Below are 21,899 nucleotides of genomic sequence, written 5' to 3' on the forward strand. Positions count from 1 at the left end.
GGTCCGGGCATTTCCGCCCGGGATGGGGCGATCGGGCGCATCATGGAGGGACTCCGCCGGGGGTTTCGGGAGGTGCTCCGTGTCGTATCCGTCGTGGTGGCAGGGGAACGGCCGGGTGCCGGGACCGGTTCCGGGCAGTGGTCCGGCGTTCCTGCTGGCCTCGCACGCCGACCGGGAGCGCACCGTGGACGTGCTGCGCGCCGGGTACGGCGAGGGGCGGCTGGACAAGGGGGAGTTCGACCGGCGCGTGGAGCGGGCCTACGCGGCCCGTACGGTGGGCGAACTGGCGCTGGTGGTGGCCGACCTGCCTCATGGCCCCGCATCGCAGCAGACGGCCCTCGGACCCGTCCCGCCGGCCTTTCTGCCGCCCCCGCGGCCGGGGACCAACGGCAAGGCGGTCGGGGCCGCCGTCTGCGGGCTGCTGTGCCTGCTGACCGCCGGTCTCACCGGCATCCCGGCGATCGTGCTGGGTCACACCGCGCGCGGCGAGATCCGGCGCACCGGCGAGGACGGCGACGGGCTCGCGCTGATCGGGCTGGTCATGGGCTGGCTGTCGGCGGCCGGCTGGAGCGTGTTCTGGCTGCTGCTCATCGTGGCGGCCGCCGCGGGAACCTGAACCGCGCGAGTGTCCACGGGTGTCCGGCATGTGAAATCCCCGGGCACTCGCGGCCGGGGGACTTGACATGTTCCGTCGGTCACGTGCGGGTGCCCCGCATTTGTTTTGACCGAAGTCCGTGCGGTAGGTACGCTCATACCTTGTGCCTGGGGTGTGCCCTGGCTCCCGTGCGTGCCTTCGACCGCGCGGCGAGCCGTCACCGGCCATCGCAATCCGCGCCCTTCCTCCCTTGCGGTGGAAGTCTGGCGGGTTCGACACACCCGACCGCGTGGGTCGGCGTAGTTCCAGGTTAGCTTCACCATTCGGCACACAGAAACCGGAGAAGTAGTGCCTACGATCCAGCAGCTGGTCCGTAAGGGCCGGCAGGACAAGGTCGAGAAGAACAAGACGCCCGCACTCGAGGGTTCCCCTCAGCGTCGCGGCGTCTGCACGCGTGTGTTCACGACCACCCCGAAGAAGCCGAACTCGGCCCTGCGTAAGGTCGCGCGTGTGCGTCTGACCAGCGGCATCGAGGTCACGGCCTACATTCCGGGTGAGGGACACAACCTGCAGGAGCACTCCATCGTGCTCGTGCGCGGCGGCCGTGTGAAGGACCTGCCGGGTGTTCGCTACAAGATCATCCGCGGTTCGCTCGACACCCAGGGTGTCAAGAACCGCAAGCAGGCCCGCAGCCGCTACGGCGCCAAGAAGGAGAAGTAAGAATGCCTCGTAAGGGCCCCGCCCCGAAGCGCCCGGTCATCATCGACCCGGTCTACGGTTCTCCTCTGGTGACCTCCCTCATCAACAAGGTGCTGCTGAACGGCAAGCGCTCCACCGCCGAGCGCATCGTCTACGGCGCCATGGAGGGTCTGCGTGAGAAGACGGGCAACGACCCGATCATCACGCTGAAGCGCGCGCTGGAGAACATCAAGCCGACCCTCGAGGTCAAGTCCCGCCGCGTCGGCGGTGCGACGTACCAGGTGCCGATCGAGGTCAAGCCCGGTCGCGCCAACACGCTCGCGCTGCGCTGGCTCGTCGGTTACTCCCGCGCCCGTCGCGAGAAGACGATGACCGAGCGTCTGCTCAACGAGCTTCTCGACGCTTCGAACGGCCTCGGTGCGGCCGTCAAGAAGCGCGAGGACACGCACAAGATGGCCGAGTCCAACAAGGCCTTCGCGCACTACCGCTGGTAGTCGCTACCCACATCGAGACCGAGAGAAGACTGAAGCCTTATGGCTACCACTTCACTTGACCTGGCCAAGGTCCGCAACATCGGGATCATGGCCCACATCGACGCGGGCAAGACGACCACCACCGAGCGGATCCTGTTCTACACCGGCGTGTCGTACAAGATCGGTGAGGTCCACGACGGCGCCGCCACGATGGACTGGATGGAGCAGGAGCAGGAGCGTGGCATCACGATCACGTCTGCTGCCACCACCTGCCACTGGCCTCTCGAGGGCAGTGACTACACCATCAACATCATCGACACCCCGGGTCACGTCGACTTCACCGTCGAGGTGGAGCGTTCGCTCCGCGTGCTCGACGGCGCCGTGACGGTGTTCGACGGTGTCGCCGGTGTGGAGCCGCAGTCCGAGACGGTGTGGCGTCAGGCCGACCGTTACGGCGTGCCGCGTATCTGCTTCGTGAACAAGCTGGACCGTACCGGCGCCGAGTTCCACCGCTGCGTGGACATGATCTCGGACCGCCTGGGCGCCCAGCCGCTCGTCATGCAGCTCCCGATCGGTGCCGAGGCGGACTTCAAGGGCGTCATCGACCTGGTCCGCATGAAGGCGCTCGTGTGGTCCGCCGAGGCGGCCAAGGGCGAGATGTACGACGTCGTCGACATCCCGGACACCCACACCGAGGCTGCCGAGGAATGGCGCGGCAAGCTCGTCGAGGCCGTCGCGGAGAACGACGAAGAGATCATGGAGCTGTACCTGGAGGGCCAGGAGCCCACCGAGGAGCAGCTGTACGCCGCGATCCGTCGTATCACCATCGCGTCCGGCAAGTCCGACGGCACCACCGTCACCCCGGTGTTCTGCGGTACCGCGTTCAAGAACAAGGGCGTCCAGCCCCTGCTCGACGCGGTCGTGCGCTACCTGCCGACCCCGCTCGACGTCGAGGCCATCGAGGGCCACGACGTCAAGGACCCCGAGGTCGTCGTCAAGCGCAAGCCGTCCGAGGACGAGCCGCTGTCCGCGCTCGCGTTCAAGATCATGAGCGACCCGCACCTGGGCAAGCTCACCTTCGTCCGGGTCTACTCGGGCCGCCTGGAGTCCGGCACCTCGGTGCTGAACTCCGTCAAGGGCAAGAAGGAGCGCATCGGCAAGATCTACCGTATGCACGCCAACAAGCGTGAGGAGATCGACTCGGTGGGCGCCGGCGACATCGTCGCCGTCATGGGCCTGAAGCAGACCACCACCGGTGAGACGCTGTCCGACGACAAGAACCCGGTCATCCTGGAGTCCATGGACTTCCCGGCGCCGGTGATCCAGGTCGCCATCGAGCCTAAGTCCAAGGGTGACCAGGAGAAGCTGGGTGTCGCCATCCAGCGTCTCGCGGAGGAGGACCCCTCCTTCCAGGTTCACTCGGACGAGGAGACCGGCCAGACCATCATCGGTGGTATGGGCGAGCTGCACCTCGAGGTGCTGGTCGACCGTATGCGCCGTGAGTTCAAGGTCGAGGCCAACGTCGGCAAGCCGCAGGTCGCGTACCGCGAGACGATCCGCAAGGCCGTCGAGCGCGTGGACTACACCCACAAGAAGCAGACCGGTGGTACCGGTCAGTTCGCCAAGGTGCAGATCGCGATCGAGCCGCTCGAGGGTGGCGACACCTCGTACGAGTTCGTGAACAAGGTCACCGGTGGCCGTATCCCGAAGGAGTACATCCCTTCGGTGGACGCCGGTGCGCAGGAGGCCATGCAGTTCGGCATCCTGGCCGGCTACGAGATGACGGGCGTCCGCGTCATTCTTCTCGACGGTGCCTACCACGAGGTCGACTCCTCCGAGCTGGCCTTCAAGATCGCCGGTTCGCAGGCCTTCAAGGAGGCCGCGCGCAAGGCTTCGCCCGTGCTCCTCGAGCCGATGATGGCCGTCGAGGTCACCACGCCCGAGGACTACATGGGTGAGGTCATCGGCGACATCAACTCCCGCCGTGGCCAGATCCAGGCCATGGAGGAGCGGGCCGGTGCCCGCGTCGTGAAGGGCCTCGTGCCCCTCTCGGAGATGTTCGGCTACGTCGGAGACCTCCGCAGCAAGACCTCGGGTCGCGCAAGCTACTCGATGCAGTTCGACTCCTACGCCGAGGTTCCGCGGAACGTCGCCGAGGAGATCATCGCGAAGGCCAAGGGCGAGTAACGCACCCCGTTTACACGCTTTAGGCTTGACACCGACCGCCGGGGTCGGACCACTCGGAAACACCCCGGCGGGCGGCATCCCAGCAAAGATCACCTGGCGCCGATGAGTAAGGCGTACCAGAACCACTCCACAGGAGGACCCAGTGGCGAAGGCGAAGTTCGAGCGGACTAAGCCGCACGTCAACATCGGCACCATCGGTCACATCGACCACGGTAAGACGACCCTCACGGCCGCCATTACCAAGGTGCTGCACGACGCGTACCCGGACCTGAACGAGGCCACCGCGTTCGACAACATCGACAAGGCGCCCGAAGAGCGTCAGCGCGGTATCACCATCTCCATCGCGCACGTCGAGTACCAGACCGATGCGCGTCACTACGCCCACGTCGACTGCCCGGGTCACGCGGACTACATCAAGAACATGATCACCGGTGCCGCGCAGATGGACGGCGCGATCCTCGTGGTCGCCGCCACCGACGGCCCGATGCCGCAGACCAAGGAGCACGTGCTCCTGGCCCGCCAGGTCGGCGTTCCGTACATCGTCGTCGCCCTGAACAAGGCCGACATGGTGGACGACGAGGAGATCCTGGAGCTCGTCGAGCTCGAGGTCCGTGAGCTCCTCTCCGAGTACGAGTTCCCGGGCGACGACGTTCCGGTCGTCAAGGTCTCCGCGCTCAAGGCCCTCGAGGGTGACCCCGAGTGGACCCAGTCGGTTCTCGAGCTGATGAAGGCCGTCGACGAGGCCATCCCGCAGCCCGAGCGTGACGTCGACAAGCCGTTCCTGATGCCGATCGAGGACGTCTTCACGATCACCGGTCGTGGCACCGTCGTCACCGGTCGTATCGAGCGTGGTGTCCTGAAGGTCAACGAGACCGTCGACATCATCGGCATCAAGCCGGAGAAGACCACCACCACGGTCACCGGCATCGAGATGTTCCGCAAGCTGCTCGACGAGGGCCAGGCCGGTGAGAACGTCGGTCTGCTGCTCCGCGGCATCAAGCGCGAGGACGTCGAGCGCGGCCAGGTCATCATCAAGCCCGGTTCGGTCACCCCGCACACCGAGTTCGAGGCCCAGGCCTACATCCTGTCCAAGGACGAGGGTGGCCGCCACACGCCGTTCTTCAACAACTACCGTCCGCAGTTCTACTTCCGTACGACGGACGTGACCGGCGTTGTGACCCTCCCCGAGGGCACCGAGATGGTCATGCCTGGTGACAACACCGAGATGAAGGTGGAGCTCATCCAGCCCGTCGCCATGGAAGAGGGCCTGAAGTTCGCCATCCGTGAGGGTGGCCGCACGGTGGGCGCCGGCCAGGTCACCAAGATCACGAAGTAAGTTCCCTTGCTTCGAGGTCACTGACTGACCTTCGAGAGGCCCGTACGACTCCGGTCGTACGGGCCTCTTCGTCGTATCCGCGGCGGCGTCAACCCGGGTCCCGACAACCCACCGTGACGAAGATCGGCTCCGGCCGGTTGAGGGTGGTGGACGGCTGATCGGAGGGTGGACGGTGGACGGACCCGGTGTTTCTCTCGTACCCGGTGCCGGCTCCCAGCGCGGGGGAGGGCTGCTGGCCTCCTCGCCCGCGCGGCAGCGGGCGGCGGCGCGGGCGTTGCAGGACTCTCTGGAGCCGGACACGCGGGCGGCCGGGCGTTGGGCGGAGGACGAGACCGGCGCCGCGGTGAAGGCGTTCGGCGCGCGGGACGGCGACGGCTGGCTGACCTCGGCGGCCCTGCGCACCGCGCACGCGGCCTGGGGCGCGCAGGTGCGGAACCTGCTGGACCGGCTGGGCGCGGAGAAGGACGCGCTGGGCGGCACGATCACCGCCCTGACGGCGGCGGACCTGGACGTCGGCGCGCGCGCACGGCGCGTGTCGGCGCTTGACCGGTACTGAGCGGGGGAGCGCCGGGATGCCGACGTACCACGAGATCATGAGCGCCGACCTCGCCGCACTCACCGGCGCCGCCGAGCGGTGGGACGCGATGGCGGGGGAGTTCGCACGGCAGGAGAAGGCGTACCGGGGGCAGGTGTACGGCATCACCCTCGCCCCCGCCTGGTCCGGCATGAGTGCGGAGGCGGCGCACGGGCGCTTCGGCGTCACCCTGGGGGAGTTCCGGTCGGCGCAGACGGAGGCGAAGGCGATCGCCTCTCTGCTGCGGGACGCGCACGCGCAGTTCACGCAGTTGCGGGGGCGGTTGAGCGGGGTGCGGCGGGAGGCGGTGGGGGCGGGGCTGCGGGTGTCGGACCAGGGGGTGGTGACGGGGGACGGTGCCGAGTCGTCCGTCGTGCGGGCGTGGCAGGACCGCATCGATCACGCCGTACGGGCGGTGTCGGACGCGGACGAGGGTGTGCGGTTGGCGCTGACCTCGGCGGTGGACGGTGCCGGCTCGGGCCGGGGCTTCAACGGGGCCGCTCTCGGGGACGTCGAGAAGTACGAGGCGCTGGCGGCGGAGGGGCCGCTGGAGCGGCTGAGCCGGGGCGGGCGGCTGTCTGCGGGCGAACTCGCCGAACTACGGCGGGAGTTCAGGGACAACGCGGGCGACGAGGTCTTCTCCCGCATGATCCTGGACGACCTCGGTCCCGCGGGCACGGTCCGTCTCACGAACGAACTGAACGACCTGCTCCACGGTCCCCGCGGCGTCCCCGGACTCGGACCGGCGTACGGCGAGCTGGAATCCGGCCTCGCGAACAGCCTGGCCACGGCCACACGGGACACCGAGTCCTCCTGGTACCGCCACTGGCGCGCCGGTATGCGCCGGGCCGGCGTCCGGCACTGGGCCACGGACGCGCAGGGCGAACGGCTGGACAAGGCCTTCGGCTACCAGTCCCTGGTCACGCTCATGCGCGCGGGTCACGGCTACTCGGGTCGCATGGTGGAAGACCTGACCGACGACCTGATCGCCGCCGAGCGGCACCAGCCCGGGATCTGGCGGCTGAAGGGGCAGTACGCGGGCGGCCGCTCCGGCTGGTTCGCCAACGACCCCGTGGACGGCGCGCTCGGCCTGATGGCCCGTGACCCCGCCACCGCGGCCCACTACCTCTCCTCCGATGCCCACATGCGCTATCTGGTGAAGGAGCGGGACTGGTCGGTGAGCCTCCGGGAGGGGCGGGCCGGGACGTACACGCCGGGCCTGGACGGTGACGACCGCGCGGGCTTCGGGGCGGCGCTGGAAGCGGGCGCGACGGGGGTCTCCTCGACGGGGGGCCACTGCGTCCCGCACACCGCGCGGAACGAGGCGGTCCTCAAGTCGGCCCTCCACCATCTCTCCGCCCAGGGCGACGACTTCCCACCCTCCCTGCGGCGCCCCCTGGCGAACATCCTGGTCAACCACGGTCCGACCGTCCACGCCGCGATGAGCGAGGTCGACATCTCCCGCGCCCACCTCCCCCAGGACGAACTCTTCGAGGTCACGAAACAGGTCTCCAAGACCAGGGGCGCCTACGACGTCCTGAACGGCGGCCTCAACCAGGCGATGGTGTCGGGCATCCACGCCACCCACTCCCCGTCCCCCGAACCCCTCCTCCGCGCCGGCCGCACGATCGGCTTCCTCGAAGAGGCCCGCCTCCAGTCCCAGGGCGACCCTCAAACGGCCACCTTCGAAACGAAGCCGCTGTTCGACAAGGCGATCGGTTATCTCCCTGTCGCGAGTGAGGATGTGCAGGAGGGGTTTGATTACGTTACGGGGAAGTGGTTGGAGGATGAGCAGAAGCGGTTGGACGAGGAAAGCGCCGATAAGAACACCGAGGCGTACAGGGTGAGGAATGGGCAGTTGATTGCCCTCGCCGCCGAATGGGGAAAGGTGCACGGTCAAGGCGAAGCGCGCTACGAGCAGCAGGCTTTGATCAACCGCTCTGCGGAGGACGGACTCTCACATGCCAGGGGAGTCTCGGGGGAGCAGCTCAAATGAAAGCGATGCTTCGACCAGGCCCCATGGTGGCCTTGGCGGTCCTGTCCGCGCTTGCGGCGTCCTGCAGTGCTCCTGCGGAAGCCCTCCCGAAGTCCATCTGTGGCACTCGCGTCGAGGACGATGTCTCCCGGTTGCTGGTGAAACCCGCTGACAATCTGCGTGAGTTCAACCGTGTCGTTCGCAAGGAGCCGACGTCTGCCCCCTGCGTTCTGTATTCGGGTGGCAAGCCACTTCTGGACTTCTACTTCTACTGGACCACGGATGAACCGAGGGTACCCAGCCTGCAAAAATCGTCGCTGCTGAAAATCTCGGAGCCGCGCCTCATCAAAGCTGAGTACCCAATATATGCCGGGAATGACGGCGCTCTGGCGTCCGTTCCCTGCGTAACAAGCGAGGGAAGGTACTTCACCCTCACCCTCCAGCTCCCGCAGATCAAGCTCACGGATCAGAGTCACCGCAAGGACATCGAGAAGTTCATGCGGGCCTACTTCCCGGCCACGGTGGGGACCCTGGGGTGTCGGTGAGCCGGAGGTTCCGGGGGCGGCGGGGTCACCCCGGACCCCCGTCCCGCGCGCTGGTGTTTGACCTGCGTCACTCTCGGGGTAATCTCTTCGGCTCGATTGGCCAGGGGGCTGCCCCATATGGCAGACTGTCCGAGTTGCTCGGTCGAGTGTTGATGCTGCGCGCCTCCCGCCGGGAGGACCGGAAGCGAGTCCCACAGTACTCGTCAACCCCCTGCGGGTTGGACGTACGGGAATCTTCCGGGAAGCGTGGGTGCGGCACCGACCAGGCACTCGGTGGGCCTTCCGCCCCCGGTCCGCGGTTCCGGACGGGCCGTGTGCATTCCCCGTAGGGATGTTCCGAAGAGGGACATTTCTGTCAGCGGGAGCGCGACACGCCCGACCGCGTGGGTCGGAGAGAAGGCAATCGGAAACCACCGGGTTCCAGAGCGTTGAGAGACAGGACTACTGAGTAGCCATGGCGGGACAGAAGATCCGCATCCGGCTCAAGGCCTACGACCACGAGGTCATCGACTCCTCGGCGAAGAAGATCGTCGAGACGGTGACCCGCACTGGTGCGTCGGTCGCGGGCCCGGTGCCGCTGCCCACTGAGAAGAACGTGTACTGCGTCATCAAGTCGCCGCACAAGTACAAGGACTCGCGCGAGCACTTCGAGATGCGCACGCACAAGCGCCTGATCGACATCCTCGACCCGACGCCCAAGACCGTTGACTCCCTGATGCGACTCGACCTCCCGGCCGGTGTCGACATCGAGATCAAGCTCTGAGGGTCGGTGATCTGAGAATGGCTAAGCAGATCAAGGGCATCCTGGGCGAGAAGCTCGGCATGACGCAGGTGTGGGACGAGAACAACCGTGTTGTTCCGGTCACCGTCGTCAAGGCCGGCCCGAACGTCGTGACCCAGGTCCGCACGAACGACGTCGACGGCTACGAGTCGGTCCAGATCGCCTTCGGCGAGATCGACCCGCGCAAGGTGAACAAGCCCCTCAAGGGTCACTTCGCCAAGGCCGACGTCACCCCGCGCCGCCACCTGGTGGAGCTCCGTACCTCCGACGCCAGCGAGTACACGCTGGGCCAGGAGATCACTGCCGAGGTCTTCGAGTCGGGCGTCAAGGTTGACGTCACCGCGAAGAGCAAGGGCAAGGGCTTCGCCGGTGTCATGAAGCGCCACAACTTCAAGGGTGGCAAGGCGTCCCACGGTGCCCACCGTGTGCACCGTATGCCCGGTTCCATCGGTGGCTGTGCTACCCCCGGCCGTGTCTTCAAGGGCATGCGCATGGCGGGTCGCATGGGCAACGAGCGGGTCACCACCCAGAACCTGACCGTCCACGCCGTTGACGCGGAGAAGGGTCTGCTGCTCATCAAGGGCGCGGTTCCTGGTCCGAACGGCGGCCTCGTCCTGGTCCGCACCGCGGCCAAGGGGGCCTGAGGTAACCGATGAGCACTGTTGACATCCTTTCGCCGGCTGGCGACAAGGCCGGTTCCGTCGAGCTCCCCGCGGAGATCTTCGACGTGGAGAAGATCAGCATCCCGCTGATCCACCAGGTCGTCGTCGCCCAGCTCGCCGCTGCCCGCCAGGGCACCCACAAGACGAAGACGCGTGGCGAGGTGCGCGGCGGTGGCCGCAAGCCGTACCGCCAGAAGGGCACCGGTCGCGCCCGTCAGGGTTCGACCCGCGCCCCGCAGTTCGCCGGCGGTGGCGTCGTCCACGGCCCGCAGCCGCGTGACTACTCGCAGCGGACCCCGAAGAAGATGAAGGCCGCGGCCCTGCGCCACGCCCTCACCGACCGGGCGCGTCACAACCGCATCCACGTCGTCTCCGGCGTGGTCGAGGGTGCGAACCCGTCCACGAAGGCCGCCAAGAGCCTGTTCGGCAAGATCTCGGAGCGCAAGAACCTGCTCCTGGTCGTCGAGCGCGCCGACGAGGCCGCGTGGCTCTCCGCCCGCAACCTGCCCCAGGTCCACATCCTGGAGCCGGGCCAGCTGAACACGTACGACGTTCTCGTCTCGGACGACGTGGTCTTCACCCAGGCCGCGTTCGAGTCCTTCGTGTCTGGCCCCAAGGCCGCTGACACCGAAGGGAGCGAAGCCTGATGGCTACGCGTCACCCGAGCATCGCCTCGAAGGCCGCCAAGGCCGCCAAGGCCGCGCGCGTCGCCAAGGCGAAGCGCCACGCCACCGAGGGCAAGAACACCGTCGAGACCCCGCTGAGCAAGTCGTACACGGACCCCCGTGACGTCCTGCTGAAGCCGGTCGTCTCGGAGAAGAGCTACTCGCTCATCGACGAGAACAAGTACACGTTCATCGTCGACCCGAACGCCAACAAGACCCAGATCAAGCAGGCCGTCCAGGCGGTCTTCGACGTCAAGGTCACCGGGGTCAACACGATCAACCGCCAGGGCAAGCGCAAGCGCACGAAGACCGGCTTCGGTCAGCGTGCCGCCACCAAGCGCGCGATCGTGACCCTCGCCGAGGGCGACCGTATCGACATCTTCGGCGGTCCGACCGCCTAAGGGCGGTCTGGATCGTCCGATATCGGACGAGGACTGAGAAATGGGAATCCGCAAGTACAAGCCGACTACGCCGGGCCGTCGTGGTGCCAGCGTCGCCGACTTCGTCGAGGTCACGCGGTCCACGCCGGAGAAGTCGCTGGTCCGCCCGCTGCACAGCAAGGGCGGCCGTAACAACGCCGGTCGTGTGACCGTTCGCCACCAGGGTGGCGGACACAAGCGCGCCTACCGAGTGATCGACTTCCGTCGTCACGACAAGGACGGCGTGCCGGCGAAGGTCGCGCACATCGAGTACGACCCCAACCGCACCGCGCGCATCGCGCTGCTGCACTACGCCGACGGCGAGAAGCGCTACATCCTCGCCCCGCGCAACCTGCAGCAGGGTGACCGCGTCGAGAACGGTCCGGGCGCCGACATCAAGCCGGGCAACAACCTGGCCCTCCGCAACATCCCGGTCGGTACCACGATCCACGCGATCGAGCTCCGTCCCGGTGGCGGTGCCAAGTTCGCCCGTTCCGCCGGTGCCTCCGTGCAGCTCCTTGCGAAGGAGGGCGCCTACGCCCACCTGCGCATGCCTTCCGGTGAGATCCGTCTGGTCGACGTGCGCTGCCGCGCCACCGTCGGCGAGGTCGGCAACGCCGAGCAGAGCAACATCAACTGGGGTAAGGCCGGCCGTAAGCGGTGGCTGGGCGTTCGCCCGACCGTCCGTGGTGTGGTCATGAACCCGGTTGACCACCCGCACGGTGGTGGTGAGGGCCGGACCTCCGGTGGTCGCCACCCTGTGTCCCCGTGGGGCAAGAAGGAAGGCCGTACTCGTTCGCCCAAGAAGGCGTCGAACAAGTACATCGTCCGCCGCCGCAAGACGAACAAGAAGCGCTAAGGACGGGTTGAGATGCCTCGTAGCCTGAAGAAGGGGCCCTTCGTCGACGACCACCTGATCAAGAAGGTGGACGCCCAGAACGAAGCCGGCACCAAGAACGTCATCAAGACCTGGTCCCGCCGCTCGATGATCGTCCCGGCCATGCTGGGTCACACCCTTGCGGTGCACAACGGCAAGACCCACATCCCGGTGTTCGTCACCGAGTCGATGGTCGGCCACAAGCTCGGCGAGTTCTCGCCGACGCGCACCTTCCGGGGCCACGTCAAGGACGACCGGAAGTCGAAGCGCCGCTAGTAGCGGATCGCATTCAGACACGTAAGTAACTGAGAGGGACAACCATGGAAGCCAGGGCCCAGGCGCGGTACATCCGCGTTACGCCCATGAAGGCCCGCCGCGTGGTGGACCTTATCCGTGGCATGGATGCCACGGAGGCTCAGGCTGTTCTGCGATTCGCTCCGCAGGCAGCCTCCGTGCCGGTCGGCAAGGTGCTCGACAGCGCCATCGCCAACGCCGCGCACAACTACGACCACACCGACGCCGACAGCCTCTACATCTCCGAGGCGTACGTCGACGAGGGCCCGACCCTGAAGCGGTTCCGGCCGCGCGCCCAGGGCCGTGCCTACCGGATCCGCAAGCGGACCAGCCACATCACCGTGGTCGTCAGCAGCAAGGAAGGAACCCGGTAATGGGCCAGAAGGTTAACCCGCATGGGTTCCGGCTCGGTGTCACGACCGACTTCAAGTCGCGTTGGTACGCCGACAAGCTGTACAAGGACTACGTCAAGGAAGACGTCGCCATCCGTCGGATGATGACGTCCGGCATGGAGCGCGCCGGCATCTCGAAGGTTGAGATCGAGCGCACCCGTGACCGCGTGCGTGTGGACATCCACACCGCTCGTCCGGGCATCGTCATCGGCCGCCGTGGCGCCGAGGCCGACCGCATCCGCGGCGACCTCGAGAAGCTCACGGGCAAGCAGGTCCAGCTCAACATCCTCGAGGTCAAGAACCCCGAGACGGATGCGCAGCTGGTGGCCCAGGCCGTTGCCGAGCAGCTCTCCTCCCGCGTCTCCTTCCGTCGGGCCATGCGCAAGAGCATGCAGTCCGCCATGAAGGCCGGCGCCAAGGGCATCAAGATCCAGTGCGGCGGCCGCCTCGGTGGCGCCGAGATGTCCCGCTCGGAGTTCTACCGCGAGGGCCGCGTGCCCCTGCACACGCTCCGCGCGAACGTGGACTACGGCTTCTTCGAGGCCAAGACGACCTTCGGCCGCATCGGTGTGAAGGTCTGGATCTACAAGGGCGATGTCAAGAACATCGCCGAGGTCCGCGCCGAGAACGCTGCGGCCCGTGCGGGTAACCGCCCGGCCCGCGGTGGTGCCGACCGCCCGGCCCGTGGTGGCCGTGGTGGCGAGCGGCGCGGTCGCAAGCCGCAGCAGGCTGCCGGCGCCGAGGCCCCCAAGGCCGAGGCTCCCGCTGCCGCCGCTCCGGCTGAGAGCACCGGAACGGAGGCCTGACCGTCATGCTGATCCCCCGTAGGGTCAAGCACCGCAAGCAGCACCACCCGAAGCGCCGTGGTCAGGCCAAGGGCGGTACGCAGGTCGCGTTCGGCGAGTACGGCATTCAGGCCCTCACGCCGGCGTACGTGACCAACCGCCAGATCGAGGCGGCCCGTATCGCGATGACCCGCCACATCAAGCGTGGCGGCAAGGTCTGGATCAACATCTACCCGGACCGTCCGCTGACGAAGAAGCCTGCCGAGACCCGCATGGGTTCCGGTAAGGGTTCTCCGGAGTGGTGGATCGCGAACGTGCACCCGGGCCGGGTCATGTTCGAGCTGTCCTACCCCAACGAGAAGATTGCGCGTGAGGCCCTCACTCGTGCGGCTCACAAGCTGCCGATGAAGTGCCGGATCGTCAAGCGCGAGGCAGGTGAAGCGTGATGTCGGCCGGTACCAAGGCGTCCGAGCTGCGCGAGCTGGGCAACGAGGAGCTTCTCGCGAAGCTCCGCGAGGCCAAGGAAGAGCTGTTCAACCTCCGCTTCCAGGCGGCCACGGGACAGCTCGAGAACCACGGCCGTCTGAAGGCGGTCCGCAAGGACATCGCGCGGATCTACACCCTGATGCGCGAGCGTGAGCTGGGCATCGAAACGGTGGAGAACGCCTGATGAGCGAGAAGAACGTGACTGAGAACGCAGAGGCCCGCGGCTTCCGCAAGACCCGTGAGGGTCTCGTCGTCAGCGACAAGATGGACAAGACCGTCGTCGTCGCCGTCGAGGACCGCGTGAAGCACGCGCTGTACGGCAAGGTCATCCGCCGTACGAACAAGCTCAAGGCCCACGACGAGCAGAACGCCGCGGGTGTCGGCGACCGTGTCCTCCTCATGGAGACCCGGCCGCTGTCCGCGACGAAGCGCTGGCGCGTCGTCGAGATCCTCGAGAAGGCCAAGTAATTCCCGCAAGGGAGTTGCTGAAGCAAGGTATTCCTGCGGGGTAAATCCGCAGGTCGTTCCGCCAGGCTCGGCCGGGGTCCTTCACCGGACCCCGGCCGGGAACCGGCAGACAAACAGGAGATAGACGTGATCCAGCAGGAGTCGCGACTGCGTGTCGCCGACAACACTGGTGCGAAGGAAATCCTTTGCATCCGTGTGCTCGGTGGCTCCGGTCGCCGCTACGCGGGCATCGGTGACGTCATCGTCGCCACCGTCAAGGACGCGATCCCCGGCGGCAACGTGAAGAAGGGTGACGTCGTCAAGGCGGTCATCGTTCGCACCGTCAAGGAGCGCCGCCGTCCGGACGGCTCGTACATCCGCTTCGACGAGAACGCCGCCGTCATTCTGAAGAACGACGGCGACCCTCGCGGCACCCGTATCTTCGGCCCCGTCGGCCGTGAGCTGCGCGAGAAGAAGTTCATGAAGATCATCTCGCTCGCGCCGGAGGTGCTGTAAGCATGAAGATCAAGAAGGGCGACCTGGTCCAGGTCATCACCGGTAAGGACAAGGGCAAGCAGGGCAAGGTCATTGCCGCTTACCCGCGCGACGAGCGTGTCCTGGTCGAGGGTGTCAACCGGGTCAAGAAGCACACCAAGGCCGGCCCGACCGCCAGCGGCTCCCAGGCCGGCGGCATCGTGACCACCGAGGCCCCCATCCACGTCTCCAACGTTCAGTTGGTCGTGGAGAAGGACGGCAACAAGGTCGTCACGCGCGTCGGTTACCGCTTCGACGACGAGGGCAACAAGATCCGCGTTGCCAAGCGGACGGGTGAGGACATCTGATGACTACCACCACTCCGCGTCTGAAGCAGAAGTACCGCGAGGAGATCGCGGGCAAGCTGCGTGACGAGTTCAAGTACGAGAACGTCATGCAGATCCCCGGCCTCGTCAAGATCGTGGTCAACATGGGTGTCGGCGACGCCGCCCGTGACTCCAAGCTCATGGACGGTGCCGTCCGTGACCTGACCACCATCACCGGTCAGAAGCCGGCCATCACCAAGGCCCGCAAGTCCATCGCGCAGTTCAAGCTGCGTGAGGGTCAGCCGATCGGTGCCCACGTCACGCTCCGTGGCGACCGCATGTGGGAGTTCCTGGACCGCACCCTGTCGCTCGCGCTCCCGCGCATCCGCGACTTCCGTGGTCTGTCCCCCAAGCAGTTCGACGGCCGTGGCAACTACACCTTCGGTCTCACGGAGCAGGTCATGTTCCACGAGATCGACCAGGACAAGATCGACCGCGTCCGGGGTATGGACATCACCGTGGTCACCACGGCGACCAACGACGCTGAGGGCCGCGCGCTCCTTCGTCACCTCGGCTTCCCGTTCAAGGAGGCGTGAGCGAGATGGCGAAGAAGGCTCTTATCGCTAAGGCTGCTCGCAAGCCCAAGTTCGGTGTGCGTGGCTACACGCGCTGCCAGCGCTGCGGCCGTCCGCACTCCGTGTACCGCAAGTTCGGCCTCTGCCGCGTGTGCCTTCGTGAGATGGCTCACCGTGGCGAGCTGCCGGGCGTGACCAAGAGCTCCTGGTAATCCCCCTAAACAGGGATTCCTGAAGCTCTCGGTAAGCATCTGGGTCGACAGAGGCCCTTCCCCACATGCCGTAGGCTTGCGGGGTTGGGCGTCTGTCGCGCCCGTACGACTTACTACGCCGTAGGTCCACCGCGCCGCACCCGCCCCGTCCCGGATCGGGGAGAGGGATGGCGCACCAGGAAACCCCGGCGAGAGAGGCCGAAGGCCAATTCATGACCATGACTGATCCGATCGCAGACATGCTTACGCGTCTGCGTAACGCGAACTCGGCATACCACGACTCCGTGACGATGCCGGCGTCGAAGATCAAGTCTCACATCGCGGAGATCCTCCAGCAGGAGGGCTTCATCACCGGCTGGAAGACCGAGGACGCCGAGGTCGGCAAGAACCTCGTTCTCGAGCTGAAGTTCGGTCCGAACCGTGAGCGCTCCATCGCGGGCATCAAGCGGATCTCGAAGCCCGGTCTCCGGGTCTACGCGAAGTCCACCAACCTGCCCAAGGTGCTGGGCGGCCTCGGCGTGGCGATCATCTCCACGTCCCACGGGCTCCTCACCGACAAGCAGGCCGGCAAGAAGGGCGTAGGCGGAGAAGTTCTCGCCTACGTCTGGTAACGGAAGGGAACGGAGGAAACAGCTATGTCGCGTATTGGCAAGCTCCCCATCACGGTTCCCGCCGGCGTGGACGTCACCATCGACGGCCGTACGGTCTCGGTCAAGGGCCCCAAGGGCACCCTGACCCACACCGTCGTGGCGCCGATCGACATCGCCAAGGGTGAGGACGGCGTTCTGAACGTCACCCGCCCCAACGACGAGCGTCAGAACAAGGCCCTGCACGGCCTGTCCCGCACGCTGGTGGCGAACATGATCACCGGCGTGACCCAGGGTTACGTGAAGAAGCTCGAGATCAGCGGTGTCGGTTACCGAGTGACCGCCAAGGGTTCGAACCTCGAGTTCGCGCTCGGCTACAGCCACCCGATCGTCGTCGAGGCCCCCGAGGGCATCACCTTCAAGGTGGAGACCCCGACCCGCTTCCAGGTCGAGGGCATCGACAAGCAGAAGGTCGGCGAGGTTGCGGCGAACATCCGCAAGCTGCGCAAGCCCGACCCGTACAAGGCCAAGGGCGTCAAGTACGAGGGCGAAGTCATCCGCCGCAAGGTCGGAAAGGCGGGTAAGTAAGCCATGGCATACGGACAGAAGATCCTCAAGGGCGACGCCTACAAGCGCGCCGCGATCAAGCGCCGTCACATCCGGATCCGTAAGCACATCTCGGGTACGGCTGAGCGCCCGCGTCTCGTCGTGACGCGCTCGAACCGCCACATCGTGGCCCAGGTCATCGACGACATCAAGGGTCACACCCTGGCGTCGGCGTCGACCCTGGACGCCTCGATCCGCGGCGGCGAGAGCGACAAGTCGACGCAGGCCAAGTCCGTCGGCGCCCTGGTCGCCGAGCGCGCCAAGGCCGCCGGTGTCGAGGCTGTCGTATTCGACCGTGGTGGCAACCAGTACGCCGGGCGCATCGCCGCCCTGGCGGACGCCGCCCGCGAAGCCGGACTCAAGTTCTGAGTCGCCCGTCGCGCAGCGACTTTCAGACGCTGCGTAGCTAGCGGATAAAGAGAGAGGTAATTCCAATGGCTGGACCCCAGCGCCGCGGTGGCGGTGCCGGTGGCGGCGAGCGGCGGGACCGGAAGGGCCGTGACGGCGGCGCAGCTGCCGCCGAGAAGACCGCGTACGTTGAGCGCGTTGTCGCGATCAACCGCGTCGCCAAGGTTGTGAAGGGTGGTCGTCGCTTCAGCTTCACCGCGCTGGTCGTGGTGGGCGACGGTGACGGCACCGTGGGTGTCGGTTACGGCAAGGCCAAGGAGGTGCCGGCCGCCATCGCCAAGGGTGTTGAGGAGGCCAAGAAGCACTTCTTCAAGGTCCCCCGTATCCAGGGCACCATCCCCCACCCCATCCAGGGTGAGAAGGCTGCCGGCGTCGTCCTGCTCAAGCCCGCGTCCCCCGGTACCGGTGTTATCGCCGGTGGCCCGGTGCGTGCGGTGCTCGAGTGCGCCGGTATCCACGACATCCTGTCGAAGTCCCTGGGCTCCGACAACGCGATCAACATCGTGCACGCCACCGTGGCGGCCCTCAAGGGCCTGCAGCGTCCGGAGGAGGTCGCGGCCCGCCGCGGTCTGCCGCTCGAGGACGTCGCTCCCGCGGCCCTGCTGCGTGCGCGTGCCGGGGCGGGTGCGTAATCATGGCGCAGCTCAAGATCACGCAGGTCAAGTCCTACATCGGCAGCAAGCAGAACCACCGTGACACCCTGCGTTCCCTTGGTCTCAAGGGCATCAACACGCAGGTCGTCAAGGAGGACCGCCCCGAGTTCCGCGGCATGGTGCACACCGTCCGCCACCTCGTGACGGTCGAGGAGGTCGACTGATCATGGCGGAGCAGAACCCGCTCAAGATCCACAACCTCCGTCCCGCCCCGGGCGCCAAGACCGCCAAGACCCGTGTGGGTCGTGGTGAGGCGTCGAAGGGTAAGACGGCCGGTCGTGGTACCAAGGGCACGAAGGCCCGTTACCAGGTTCCGGAGCGCTTCGAGGGTGGCCAGATGCCCCTTCACATGCGTCTCCCGAAGCTGAAGGGCTTCAAGAACCCGTTCAAGACCGAGTACCAGGTCGTGAACCTGGACAAGCTGGCCTCCCTCTACCCGCAGGGTGGAGAGGTCACCGTCCAGGACCTCGTGGCCAAGGGTGCCGTTCGCAAGAACAGCCTCGTCAAGGTCCTTGGCCAGGGCGAGGTCTCCGTGGCGCTGCAGGTGACGGTGGACGCCGTCTCCGACTCCGCCAAGGAGAAGATCACCGCCGCCGGCGGTACGGTCACCGAGCTGGTCTGAGTTCCTCAGGTCTCTCGATGACATAGACGATCCCGACCGGGGATACCTCACATTGAGGTATCCCCGGTTGGTCGTTCCTAGGGGGGCAGTGTCGCCGGTAAGGTGGCCTGCACTGTTCTTTTTCGTATTCGTCGAACCTCTAGACCGTCACCCTTGACGCACTTGCGCGGGGGTCGCAGGAGGCACCGTGCTCACCGCGTTCGCCCGGGCGTTCAGGACGCCCGACCTGCGCAAGAAGCTGCTCTTCACGCTGGGCATCATCGTGGTCTACCGGGTCGGTACCCACATCCCGATCCCCGGCGTCAATTACAAGGCCGTCCAGCAGTGTGTGACCGAGGCGTCCGGCAATCAGGGCCTCTTCGGACTGGTCAACATGTTCAGCGGTGGCGCGCTGCTGCAGATCACGATCTTCGCCCTCGGCATCATGCCGTACATCACGGCCAGCATCATCCTTCAGCTGCTGACCGTGGTGATCCCGCGTCTGGAGGCCCTCAAGAAGGAGGGTCAGGCGGGCACGGCGAAGATCACGCAGTACACGCGGTATCTGACCGTGGCGCTGGCCATCCTCCAGGGCACCGGCCTGGTCGCCACCGCGCGCACCGGCGCGCTGTTCAGCGGCTGCACCGCCGCGCCGAGCATCGTCCCGGACCAGTCGATCTTCATCACGATCACCATGGTGATCTGCATGACCGCCGGTACCTGCGTCGTCATGTGGCTCGGTGAGCTGATCACCGACCGCGGCATCGGCAACGGCATGTCGATCCTGATGTTCATCTCGATCGCCGCGACCTTCCCGTCCGCGCTGTGGGCCATCAAGAAGTCCGGCACCCTGGCCGACGGCTGGATCGAGTTCGGCACCGTCATCCTGGTCGGCCTGGTCATGGTCGCGCTCGTCGTCTTCGTGGAGCAGGCCCAGCGCCGCATCCCCGTGCAGTACGCGAAGCGCATGATCGGCCGCCGGTCCTACGGCGGCACCTCGACGTACATCCCGCTCAAGGTGAACCAGGCCGGTGTCATCCCGGTCATCTTCGCCTCGTCGCTCCTCTACATCCCGGCCCTGGTCGCGCAGTTCGCGGGCGGGGACTCGGAGTGGAAGCGCTGGATCACGGCGAACCTGACCAAGGGCGACCACCCCGTCTACATCACGCTGTACTTCCTGCTGATCGTGTTCTTCGCGTTCTTCTACGTGGCGATCTCGTTCAACCCCGAGGAAGTCGCGGACAACATGAAGAAGTATGGTGGCTTCATCCCGGGCATCCGGGCTGGCCGACCGACCGCTGAGTACCTCAGTTACGTGCTCAACCGGATCACCTGGCCGGGTTCGCTGTATCTGGGTCTGATCGCTCTTGTGCCGACGATGGCGTTGGCGGGCTTCGGAGCAAGCCAGAACTTCCCGTTCGGCGGGACCAGCATCCTCATCATCGTGGGTGTCGGCCTGGAGACCGTGAAGCAGATCGAGAGCCAGCTCCAGCAGCGCAATTACGAAGGGTTCCTCCGCTGATGCGTATCGTCCTCGTCGGGCCGCCGGGTGCCGGTAAGGGAACGCAAGCCGTCCGCCTCGCCGAGACTCTGTCGGTCCCGCACATCTCCACGGGCGACCTGTTCCGGGCCAACATCAGCCGGCAGACGGAGCTGGGCAAACTCGCGAAGTCCTACATGGACGCCGGCAACCTCGTCCCCGACGAGGTCACCATCGCGATGGCCAAGGACCGCATGGAGCAGCCGGACGCCGAGAACGGCTTCCTGCTCGACGGGTTCCCGCGCAACGTCTCGCAGGCCGAGGCGCTGGACGAGCTGCTGCAGAGCGAGGGCATCAAGCTGGACGCCGTCCTGGACCTGGAGGTCCCGGAGGACGAGGTCGTCAAGCGGATCGCCGGCCGGCGCATCTGCCGCAACGACTCCTCGCACGTCTTCCACGAGACGTACAGCCCGCCGAAGAAGGAAGGCGTCTGCGACGTCTGCGGCGGCGAGCTGTACCAGCGCGACGACGACTCCGAGGACACCGTCCGCAAGCGGCTCGAGGTCTACCACACGCAGACCGAGCCGATCATCGACTACTACCGGTCCCAGGGCCCGGTGGTGACGATCTCCGCGCTCGGTCCGGTGGACGAGATCACCAAGCGGGCGCTGGCGGCTCTCAAGAGCGAGCAGCCCGCGAGCGAGTAACAAGCGGTCCCTCCGGCCGCGGTGTCCCTCACGGGCGCCGCGGCCGTAGTGTTGTGTCCCTAACCAGTCGATGAGTGACGGAGAGCGCAGGCCCCCCATGGTGCAGATCAAGACCCCCGAGCAGATCGCCAAGATGCGTGCGGCGGGGCTGGTCGTCGCCGCGATCCACGCGGCCACCCGTGAGGCGGCGGTGCCCGGCGCGACCACCCGCGACCTGGACCAGGTCGCGCGCAAGGTGCTCGACGAGCACGGCGCCAAGTCGAACTTCCTGGGGTACGGCGGCTTCCCCGCGACGATCTGCACCTCGGCCAACGAGGTCGTCGTCCACGGCATCCCCTCCGACGACGTCGTCCTCAAGGACGGCGACATCATCTCCATCGACTGCGGTGCGATCGTCGACGGCTGGCACGGCGACGCCGCGTACACGGCCTTCGTCGGCTCCGGGCACGCCCCCGAGCTGATCGAGCTGTCGCGGGTCACCGAGGAGTCGATGTGGGCGGGCATCGCGGCGATGAAGCAGGGCAACCGGCTGGTGGACATCTCGCGGGCGATCGAGACGTACATCCGGCGTCAGCCGAAGCCCGGGGGCGGGCGGTACGGGATCATCGAGGACTACGGCGGTCACGGCATCGGCACCGAGATGCACATGGACCCGCACCTGCTGAACTACGTCGAGCGGCGGCGGGGCAAGGGGCCGAAGCTGGTGCCGGGGTTCTGCCTCGCCATCGAGCCGATGGTCTCTCTGGGTACGCCTCGTACGGAGGTGCTGTCCGACGACTGGACCGTCATCACGACCGATGGGACCTGGTCTTCGCACTGGGAGCACTCGGTCGCTCTGACGGATCAGGGTCCGCTGGTGCTGACCGCGCCCGACGGGGGCAAGGCGAAGCTGGCCGAGTACGGGGTCACCGCCGCGCCGGATCCGCTGGCGTAGGGCGGGTGCCCTCGCCGGCTGCGGGTGAGGGCTGTGCCCGCCCCTTGCGCCCCAGCGGAACGACTGCCCACAGCCGGGGAGCCGGCAGTCAGAGGGACCCCGGGTGCATGATGATCTCCCCGGCAGGGCAGACTTCTGCGATTC

General features: G+C 66.7%; 32 protein-coding genes. All 32 read left to right on the top strand.

Annotated elements, in window-relative coordinates:
• Positions 1-79: 79 nt before the first annotated feature.
• The 32 genes from ACWEEU_RS09655 (at position 80) to map (ending at position 21,755) form a co-directional block, all read left to right on the top strand.
• Positions 80-616, top strand: a complete 537-nt coding sequence (locus tag ACWEEU_RS09655; RefSeq protein WP_385741544.1) for a DUF1707 and DUF4190 domain-containing protein — start codon at positions 80-82, stop codon at positions 614-616.
• 327 nt (positions 617-943) lie between these two features.
• The gene (gene rpsL, locus ACWEEU_RS09660) at positions 944-1,315 is read left to right on the top strand and encodes a 30S ribosomal protein S12 (protein WP_003948652.1); all 372 of its coding nucleotides are present in this window, start codon (positions 944-946) and stop codon (positions 1,313-1,315) included.
• Positions 1,316-1,317: 2 nt separating this feature from the next.
• Positions 1,318-1,788 carry a 30S ribosomal protein S7 gene (gene rpsG, locus ACWEEU_RS09665; protein ID WP_003992340.1) on the top strand — a complete coding sequence of 157 codons (471 nt, stop codon included), beginning with the start codon at positions 1,318-1,320 and terminating at the stop codon, positions 1,786-1,788.
• A gap of 39 nt (positions 1,789-1,827) precedes the next feature.
• Positions 1,828-3,954, top strand: coding sequence for an elongation factor G (fusA, locus tag ACWEEU_RS09670; RefSeq protein ID WP_385741547.1), 2,127 nt, complete (start codon positions 1,828-1,830; stop codon positions 3,952-3,954).
• A gap of 142 nt (positions 3,955-4,096) precedes the next feature.
• On the top strand, positions 4,097-5,290 hold the full coding sequence (gene tuf, locus ACWEEU_RS09675) for an elongation factor Tu (protein ID WP_018543905.1): 1,194 nt from the start codon (positions 4,097-4,099) through the stop codon (positions 5,288-5,290).
• Positions 5,291-5,462: 172 nt separating this feature from the next.
• Complete coding sequence (locus ACWEEU_RS09680; protein ID WP_451730524.1) at positions 5,463-5,846, top strand: hypothetical protein; 384 nt, start codon at positions 5,463-5,465, stop codon at positions 5,844-5,846.
• Between the two features lie 16 nt (positions 5,847-5,862).
• Positions 5,863-7,860 (top strand): hypothetical protein, encoded by a 1,998-nt coding sequence (locus ACWEEU_RS09685; protein ID WP_451730527.1) that lies wholly within the window; start codon positions 5,863-5,865, stop codon positions 7,858-7,860.
• Positions 7,857-8,384, top strand: a complete 528-nt coding sequence (locus tag ACWEEU_RS09690; protein ID WP_451730530.1) for a hypothetical protein — start codon at positions 7,857-7,859, stop codon at positions 8,382-8,384. The genes ACWEEU_RS09685 and ACWEEU_RS09690 overlap by 4 nt, the downstream gene beginning before the upstream one ends.
• 454 nt (positions 8,385-8,838) lie before the next feature.
• Positions 8,839-9,147, top strand: a complete 309-nt coding sequence (gene rpsJ, locus ACWEEU_RS09695) for a 30S ribosomal protein S10 (RefSeq protein WP_003948644.1) — start codon at positions 8,839-8,841, stop codon at positions 9,145-9,147.
• A gap of 17 nt (positions 9,148-9,164) precedes the next feature.
• The gene (gene rplC / locus ACWEEU_RS09700; protein ID WP_018543906.1) at positions 9,165-9,809 is read left to right on the top strand and encodes a 50S ribosomal protein L3; all 645 of its coding nucleotides are present in this window, start codon (positions 9,165-9,167) and stop codon (positions 9,807-9,809) included.
• 8 nt (positions 9,810-9,817) lie between these two features.
• Positions 9,818-10,474, top strand: a complete 657-nt coding sequence (gene rplD / locus ACWEEU_RS09705; protein WP_199586239.1) for a 50S ribosomal protein L4 — start codon at positions 9,818-9,820, stop codon at positions 10,472-10,474.
• Positions 10,474-10,893: a 50S ribosomal protein L23 gene (rplW, locus tag ACWEEU_RS09710; protein ID WP_161182740.1), complete on the top strand. Its 420-nt coding sequence runs from the start codon at positions 10,474-10,476 to the stop codon at positions 10,891-10,893. Before rplD ends, rplW begins: the two co-directional genes overlap by 1 nt.
• A 40-nt stretch (positions 10,894-10,933) precedes the next feature.
• A complete protein-coding gene (gene rplB / locus ACWEEU_RS09715) occupies positions 10,934-11,770 on the top strand; it encodes a 50S ribosomal protein L2 (protein ID WP_018543909.1) in 837 nt (278 codons plus the stop codon).
• A gap of 12 nt (positions 11,771-11,782) precedes the next feature.
• A complete protein-coding gene (rpsS, locus tag ACWEEU_RS09720) occupies positions 11,783-12,064 on the top strand; it encodes a 30S ribosomal protein S19 (protein WP_003992359.1) in 282 nt (93 codons plus the stop codon).
• A 44-nt stretch (positions 12,065-12,108) separates the two neighbouring features.
• Positions 12,109-12,456, top strand: a complete 348-nt coding sequence (gene rplV, locus ACWEEU_RS09725; protein ID WP_019329637.1) for a 50S ribosomal protein L22 — start codon at positions 12,109-12,111, stop codon at positions 12,454-12,456.
• Positions 12,456-13,280 (top strand): 30S ribosomal protein S3, encoded by an 825-nt coding sequence (gene rpsC, locus ACWEEU_RS09730; protein WP_010036723.1) that lies wholly within the window; start codon positions 12,456-12,458, stop codon positions 13,278-13,280. The genes rplV and rpsC overlap by 1 nt, the downstream gene beginning before the upstream one ends.
• A gap of 5 nt (positions 13,281-13,285) precedes the next feature.
• On the top strand, positions 13,286-13,705 hold the full coding sequence (gene rplP / locus ACWEEU_RS09735; RefSeq protein ID WP_161182738.1) for a 50S ribosomal protein L16: 420 nt from the start codon (positions 13,286-13,288) through the stop codon (positions 13,703-13,705).
• Positions 13,705-13,929, top strand: coding sequence for a 50S ribosomal protein L29 (gene rpmC / locus ACWEEU_RS09740; RefSeq protein WP_007494763.1), 225 nt, complete (start codon positions 13,705-13,707; stop codon positions 13,927-13,929). The genes rplP and rpmC overlap by 1 nt, the downstream gene beginning before the upstream one ends.
• Positions 13,929-14,213 (top strand): 30S ribosomal protein S17, encoded by a 285-nt coding sequence (gene rpsQ / locus ACWEEU_RS09745; RefSeq protein WP_018543912.1) that lies wholly within the window; start codon positions 13,929-13,931, stop codon positions 14,211-14,213. The genes rpmC and rpsQ overlap by 1 nt, the downstream gene beginning before the upstream one ends.
• 126 nt (positions 14,214-14,339) lie before the next feature.
• A complete protein-coding gene (gene rplN, locus ACWEEU_RS09750) occupies positions 14,340-14,708 on the top strand; it encodes a 50S ribosomal protein L14 (protein ID WP_003998823.1) in 369 nt (122 codons plus the stop codon).
• Positions 14,709-14,710: 2 nt separating this feature from the next.
• Entirely contained in the window at positions 14,711-15,034 is a 324-nt protein-coding gene (gene rplX, locus ACWEEU_RS09755) for a 50S ribosomal protein L24 (RefSeq protein ID WP_018543913.1), read from the top strand.
• Entirely contained in the window at positions 15,031-15,588 is a 558-nt protein-coding gene (rplE, locus tag ACWEEU_RS09760; protein WP_026248231.1) for a 50S ribosomal protein L5, read from the top strand. The genes rplX and rplE overlap by 4 nt, the downstream gene beginning before the upstream one ends.
• Positions 15,589-15,593: 5 nt before the next feature.
• The gene (locus tag ACWEEU_RS09765; RefSeq protein WP_003948630.1) at positions 15,594-15,779 is read left to right on the top strand and encodes a type Z 30S ribosomal protein S14; all 186 of its coding nucleotides are present in this window, start codon (positions 15,594-15,596) and stop codon (positions 15,777-15,779) included.
• A 212-nt stretch (positions 15,780-15,991) separates the two neighbouring features.
• On the top strand, positions 15,992-16,390 hold the full coding sequence (gene rpsH, locus ACWEEU_RS09770) for a 30S ribosomal protein S8 (RefSeq protein WP_026248232.1): 399 nt from the start codon (positions 15,992-15,994) through the stop codon (positions 16,388-16,390).
• Between the two features lie 24 nt (positions 16,391-16,414).
• Positions 16,415-16,954, top strand: coding sequence for a 50S ribosomal protein L6 (gene rplF, locus ACWEEU_RS09775; protein WP_385741564.1), 540 nt, complete (start codon positions 16,415-16,417; stop codon positions 16,952-16,954).
• Between the two features lie 3 nt (positions 16,955-16,957).
• Positions 16,958-17,341 (top strand): 50S ribosomal protein L18, encoded by a 384-nt coding sequence (rplR, locus tag ACWEEU_RS09780; RefSeq protein ID WP_199586236.1) that lies wholly within the window; start codon positions 16,958-16,960, stop codon positions 17,339-17,341.
• 65 nt (positions 17,342-17,406) lie between these two features.
• Positions 17,407-18,012 (top strand): 30S ribosomal protein S5, encoded by a 606-nt coding sequence (gene rpsE / locus ACWEEU_RS09785; protein WP_007494753.1) that lies wholly within the window; start codon positions 17,407-17,409, stop codon positions 18,010-18,012.
• A gap of 2 nt (positions 18,013-18,014) precedes the next feature.
• Complete coding sequence (gene rpmD / locus ACWEEU_RS09790) at positions 18,015-18,197, top strand: 50S ribosomal protein L30 (RefSeq protein ID WP_003974250.1); 183 nt, start codon at positions 18,015-18,017, stop codon at positions 18,195-18,197.
• Positions 18,198-18,199: 2 nt separating this feature from the next.
• Entirely contained in the window at positions 18,200-18,655 is a 456-nt protein-coding gene (gene rplO / locus ACWEEU_RS09795) for a 50S ribosomal protein L15 (protein WP_385741567.1), read from the top strand.
• Positions 18,656-18,842: 187 nt separating this feature from the next.
• Positions 18,843-20,156, top strand: coding sequence for a preprotein translocase subunit SecY (gene secY / locus ACWEEU_RS09800; protein WP_385741570.1), 1,314 nt, complete (start codon positions 18,843-18,845; stop codon positions 20,154-20,156).
• On the top strand, positions 20,156-20,821 hold the full coding sequence (locus ACWEEU_RS09805) for an adenylate kinase (RefSeq protein ID WP_385741573.1): 666 nt from the start codon (positions 20,156-20,158) through the stop codon (positions 20,819-20,821). Before secY ends, ACWEEU_RS09805 begins: the two co-directional genes overlap by 1 nt.
• A gap of 97 nt (positions 20,822-20,918) precedes the next feature.
• Positions 20,919-21,755, top strand: a complete 837-nt coding sequence (gene map / locus ACWEEU_RS09810; RefSeq protein WP_385741713.1) for a type I methionyl aminopeptidase — start codon at positions 20,919-20,921, stop codon at positions 21,753-21,755.
• The last annotated feature ends 144 nt before the right edge of the window (positions 21,756-21,899 follow it).

The organism is Streptomyces sp. NPDC005004 (genome assembly GCF_053600675.1).

Bases quoted from the DNA above. Each gene is read 5' to 3' on its own strand.
- fusA (WP_385741547.1), top strand. From the start codon at position 1,828: ATGGCTACCACTTCACTTGACCTGGCCAAGGTCCGCAACATCGGGATC.
- rpmC (WP_007494763.1), top strand. From the start codon at position 13,705: ATGTCGGCCGGTACCAAGGCGTCCGAGCTGCGCGAGCTGGGCAACGAG.
- rpsH (WP_026248232.1), top strand. From the start codon at position 15,992: ATGACCATGACTGATCCGATCGCAGACATGCTTACGCGTCTGCGTAAC.
- rplD (WP_199586239.1), top strand. From the start codon at position 9,818: ATGAGCACTGTTGACATCCTTTCGCCGGCTGGCGACAAGGCCGGTTCC.
- rplW (WP_161182740.1), top strand. From the start codon at position 10,474: ATGGCTACGCGTCACCCGAGCATCGCCTCGAAGGCCGCCAAGGCCGCC.
- rpsJ (WP_003948644.1), top strand. From the start codon at position 8,839: ATGGCGGGACAGAAGATCCGCATCCGGCTCAAGGCCTACGACCACGAG.
- rplO (WP_385741567.1), top strand. From the start codon at position 18,200: ATGGCGGAGCAGAACCCGCTCAAGATCCACAACCTCCGTCCCGCCCCG.
- rplC (WP_018543906.1), top strand. From the start codon at position 9,165: ATGGCTAAGCAGATCAAGGGCATCCTGGGCGAGAAGCTCGGCATGACG.
- rpsE (WP_007494753.1), top strand. From the start codon at position 17,407: ATGGCTGGACCCCAGCGCCGCGGTGGCGGTGCCGGTGGCGGCGAGCGG.
- rplX (WP_018543913.1), top strand. From the start codon at position 14,711: ATGAAGATCAAGAAGGGCGACCTGGTCCAGGTCATCACCGGTAAGGAC.
- map (WP_385741713.1), top strand. From the start codon at position 20,919: ATGGTGCAGATCAAGACCCCCGAGCAGATCGCCAAGATGCGTGCGGCG.
- ACWEEU_RS09690 (WP_451730530.1), top strand. From the start codon at position 7,857: ATGAAAGCGATGCTTCGACCAGGCCCCATGGTGGCCTTGGCGGTCCTG.
- ACWEEU_RS09805 (WP_385741573.1), top strand. From the start codon at position 20,156: ATGCGTATCGTCCTCGTCGGGCCGCCGGGTGCCGGTAAGGGAACGCAA.
- rpmD (WP_003974250.1), top strand. From the start codon at position 18,015: ATGGCGCAGCTCAAGATCACGCAGGTCAAGTCCTACATCGGCAGCAAG.
- rplP (WP_161182738.1), top strand. From the start codon at position 13,286: ATGCTGATCCCCCGTAGGGTCAAGCACCGCAAGCAGCACCACCCGAAG.
- ACWEEU_RS09685 (WP_451730527.1), top strand. From the start codon at position 5,863: ATGCCGACGTACCACGAGATCATGAGCGCCGACCTCGCCGCACTCACC.
- rplV (WP_019329637.1), top strand. From the start codon at position 12,109: ATGGAAGCCAGGGCCCAGGCGCGGTACATCCGCGTTACGCCCATGAAG.
- rplB (WP_018543909.1), top strand. From the start codon at position 10,934: ATGGGAATCCGCAAGTACAAGCCGACTACGCCGGGCCGTCGTGGTGCC.
- rpsQ (WP_018543912.1), top strand. From the start codon at position 13,929: ATGAGCGAGAAGAACGTGACTGAGAACGCAGAGGCCCGCGGCTTCCGC.
- rpsC (WP_010036723.1), top strand. From the start codon at position 12,456: ATGGGCCAGAAGGTTAACCCGCATGGGTTCCGGCTCGGTGTCACGACC.
- rplR (WP_199586236.1), top strand. From the start codon at position 16,958: ATGGCATACGGACAGAAGATCCTCAAGGGCGACGCCTACAAGCGCGCC.
- ACWEEU_RS09765 (WP_003948630.1), top strand. From the start codon at position 15,594: ATGGCGAAGAAGGCTCTTATCGCTAAGGCTGCTCGCAAGCCCAAGTTC.
- rpsG (WP_003992340.1), top strand. From the start codon at position 1,318: ATGCCTCGTAAGGGCCCCGCCCCGAAGCGCCCGGTCATCATCGACCCG.
- rpsS (WP_003992359.1), top strand. From the start codon at position 11,783: ATGCCTCGTAGCCTGAAGAAGGGGCCCTTCGTCGACGACCACCTGATC.
- rplF (WP_385741564.1), top strand. From the start codon at position 16,415: ATGTCGCGTATTGGCAAGCTCCCCATCACGGTTCCCGCCGGCGTGGAC.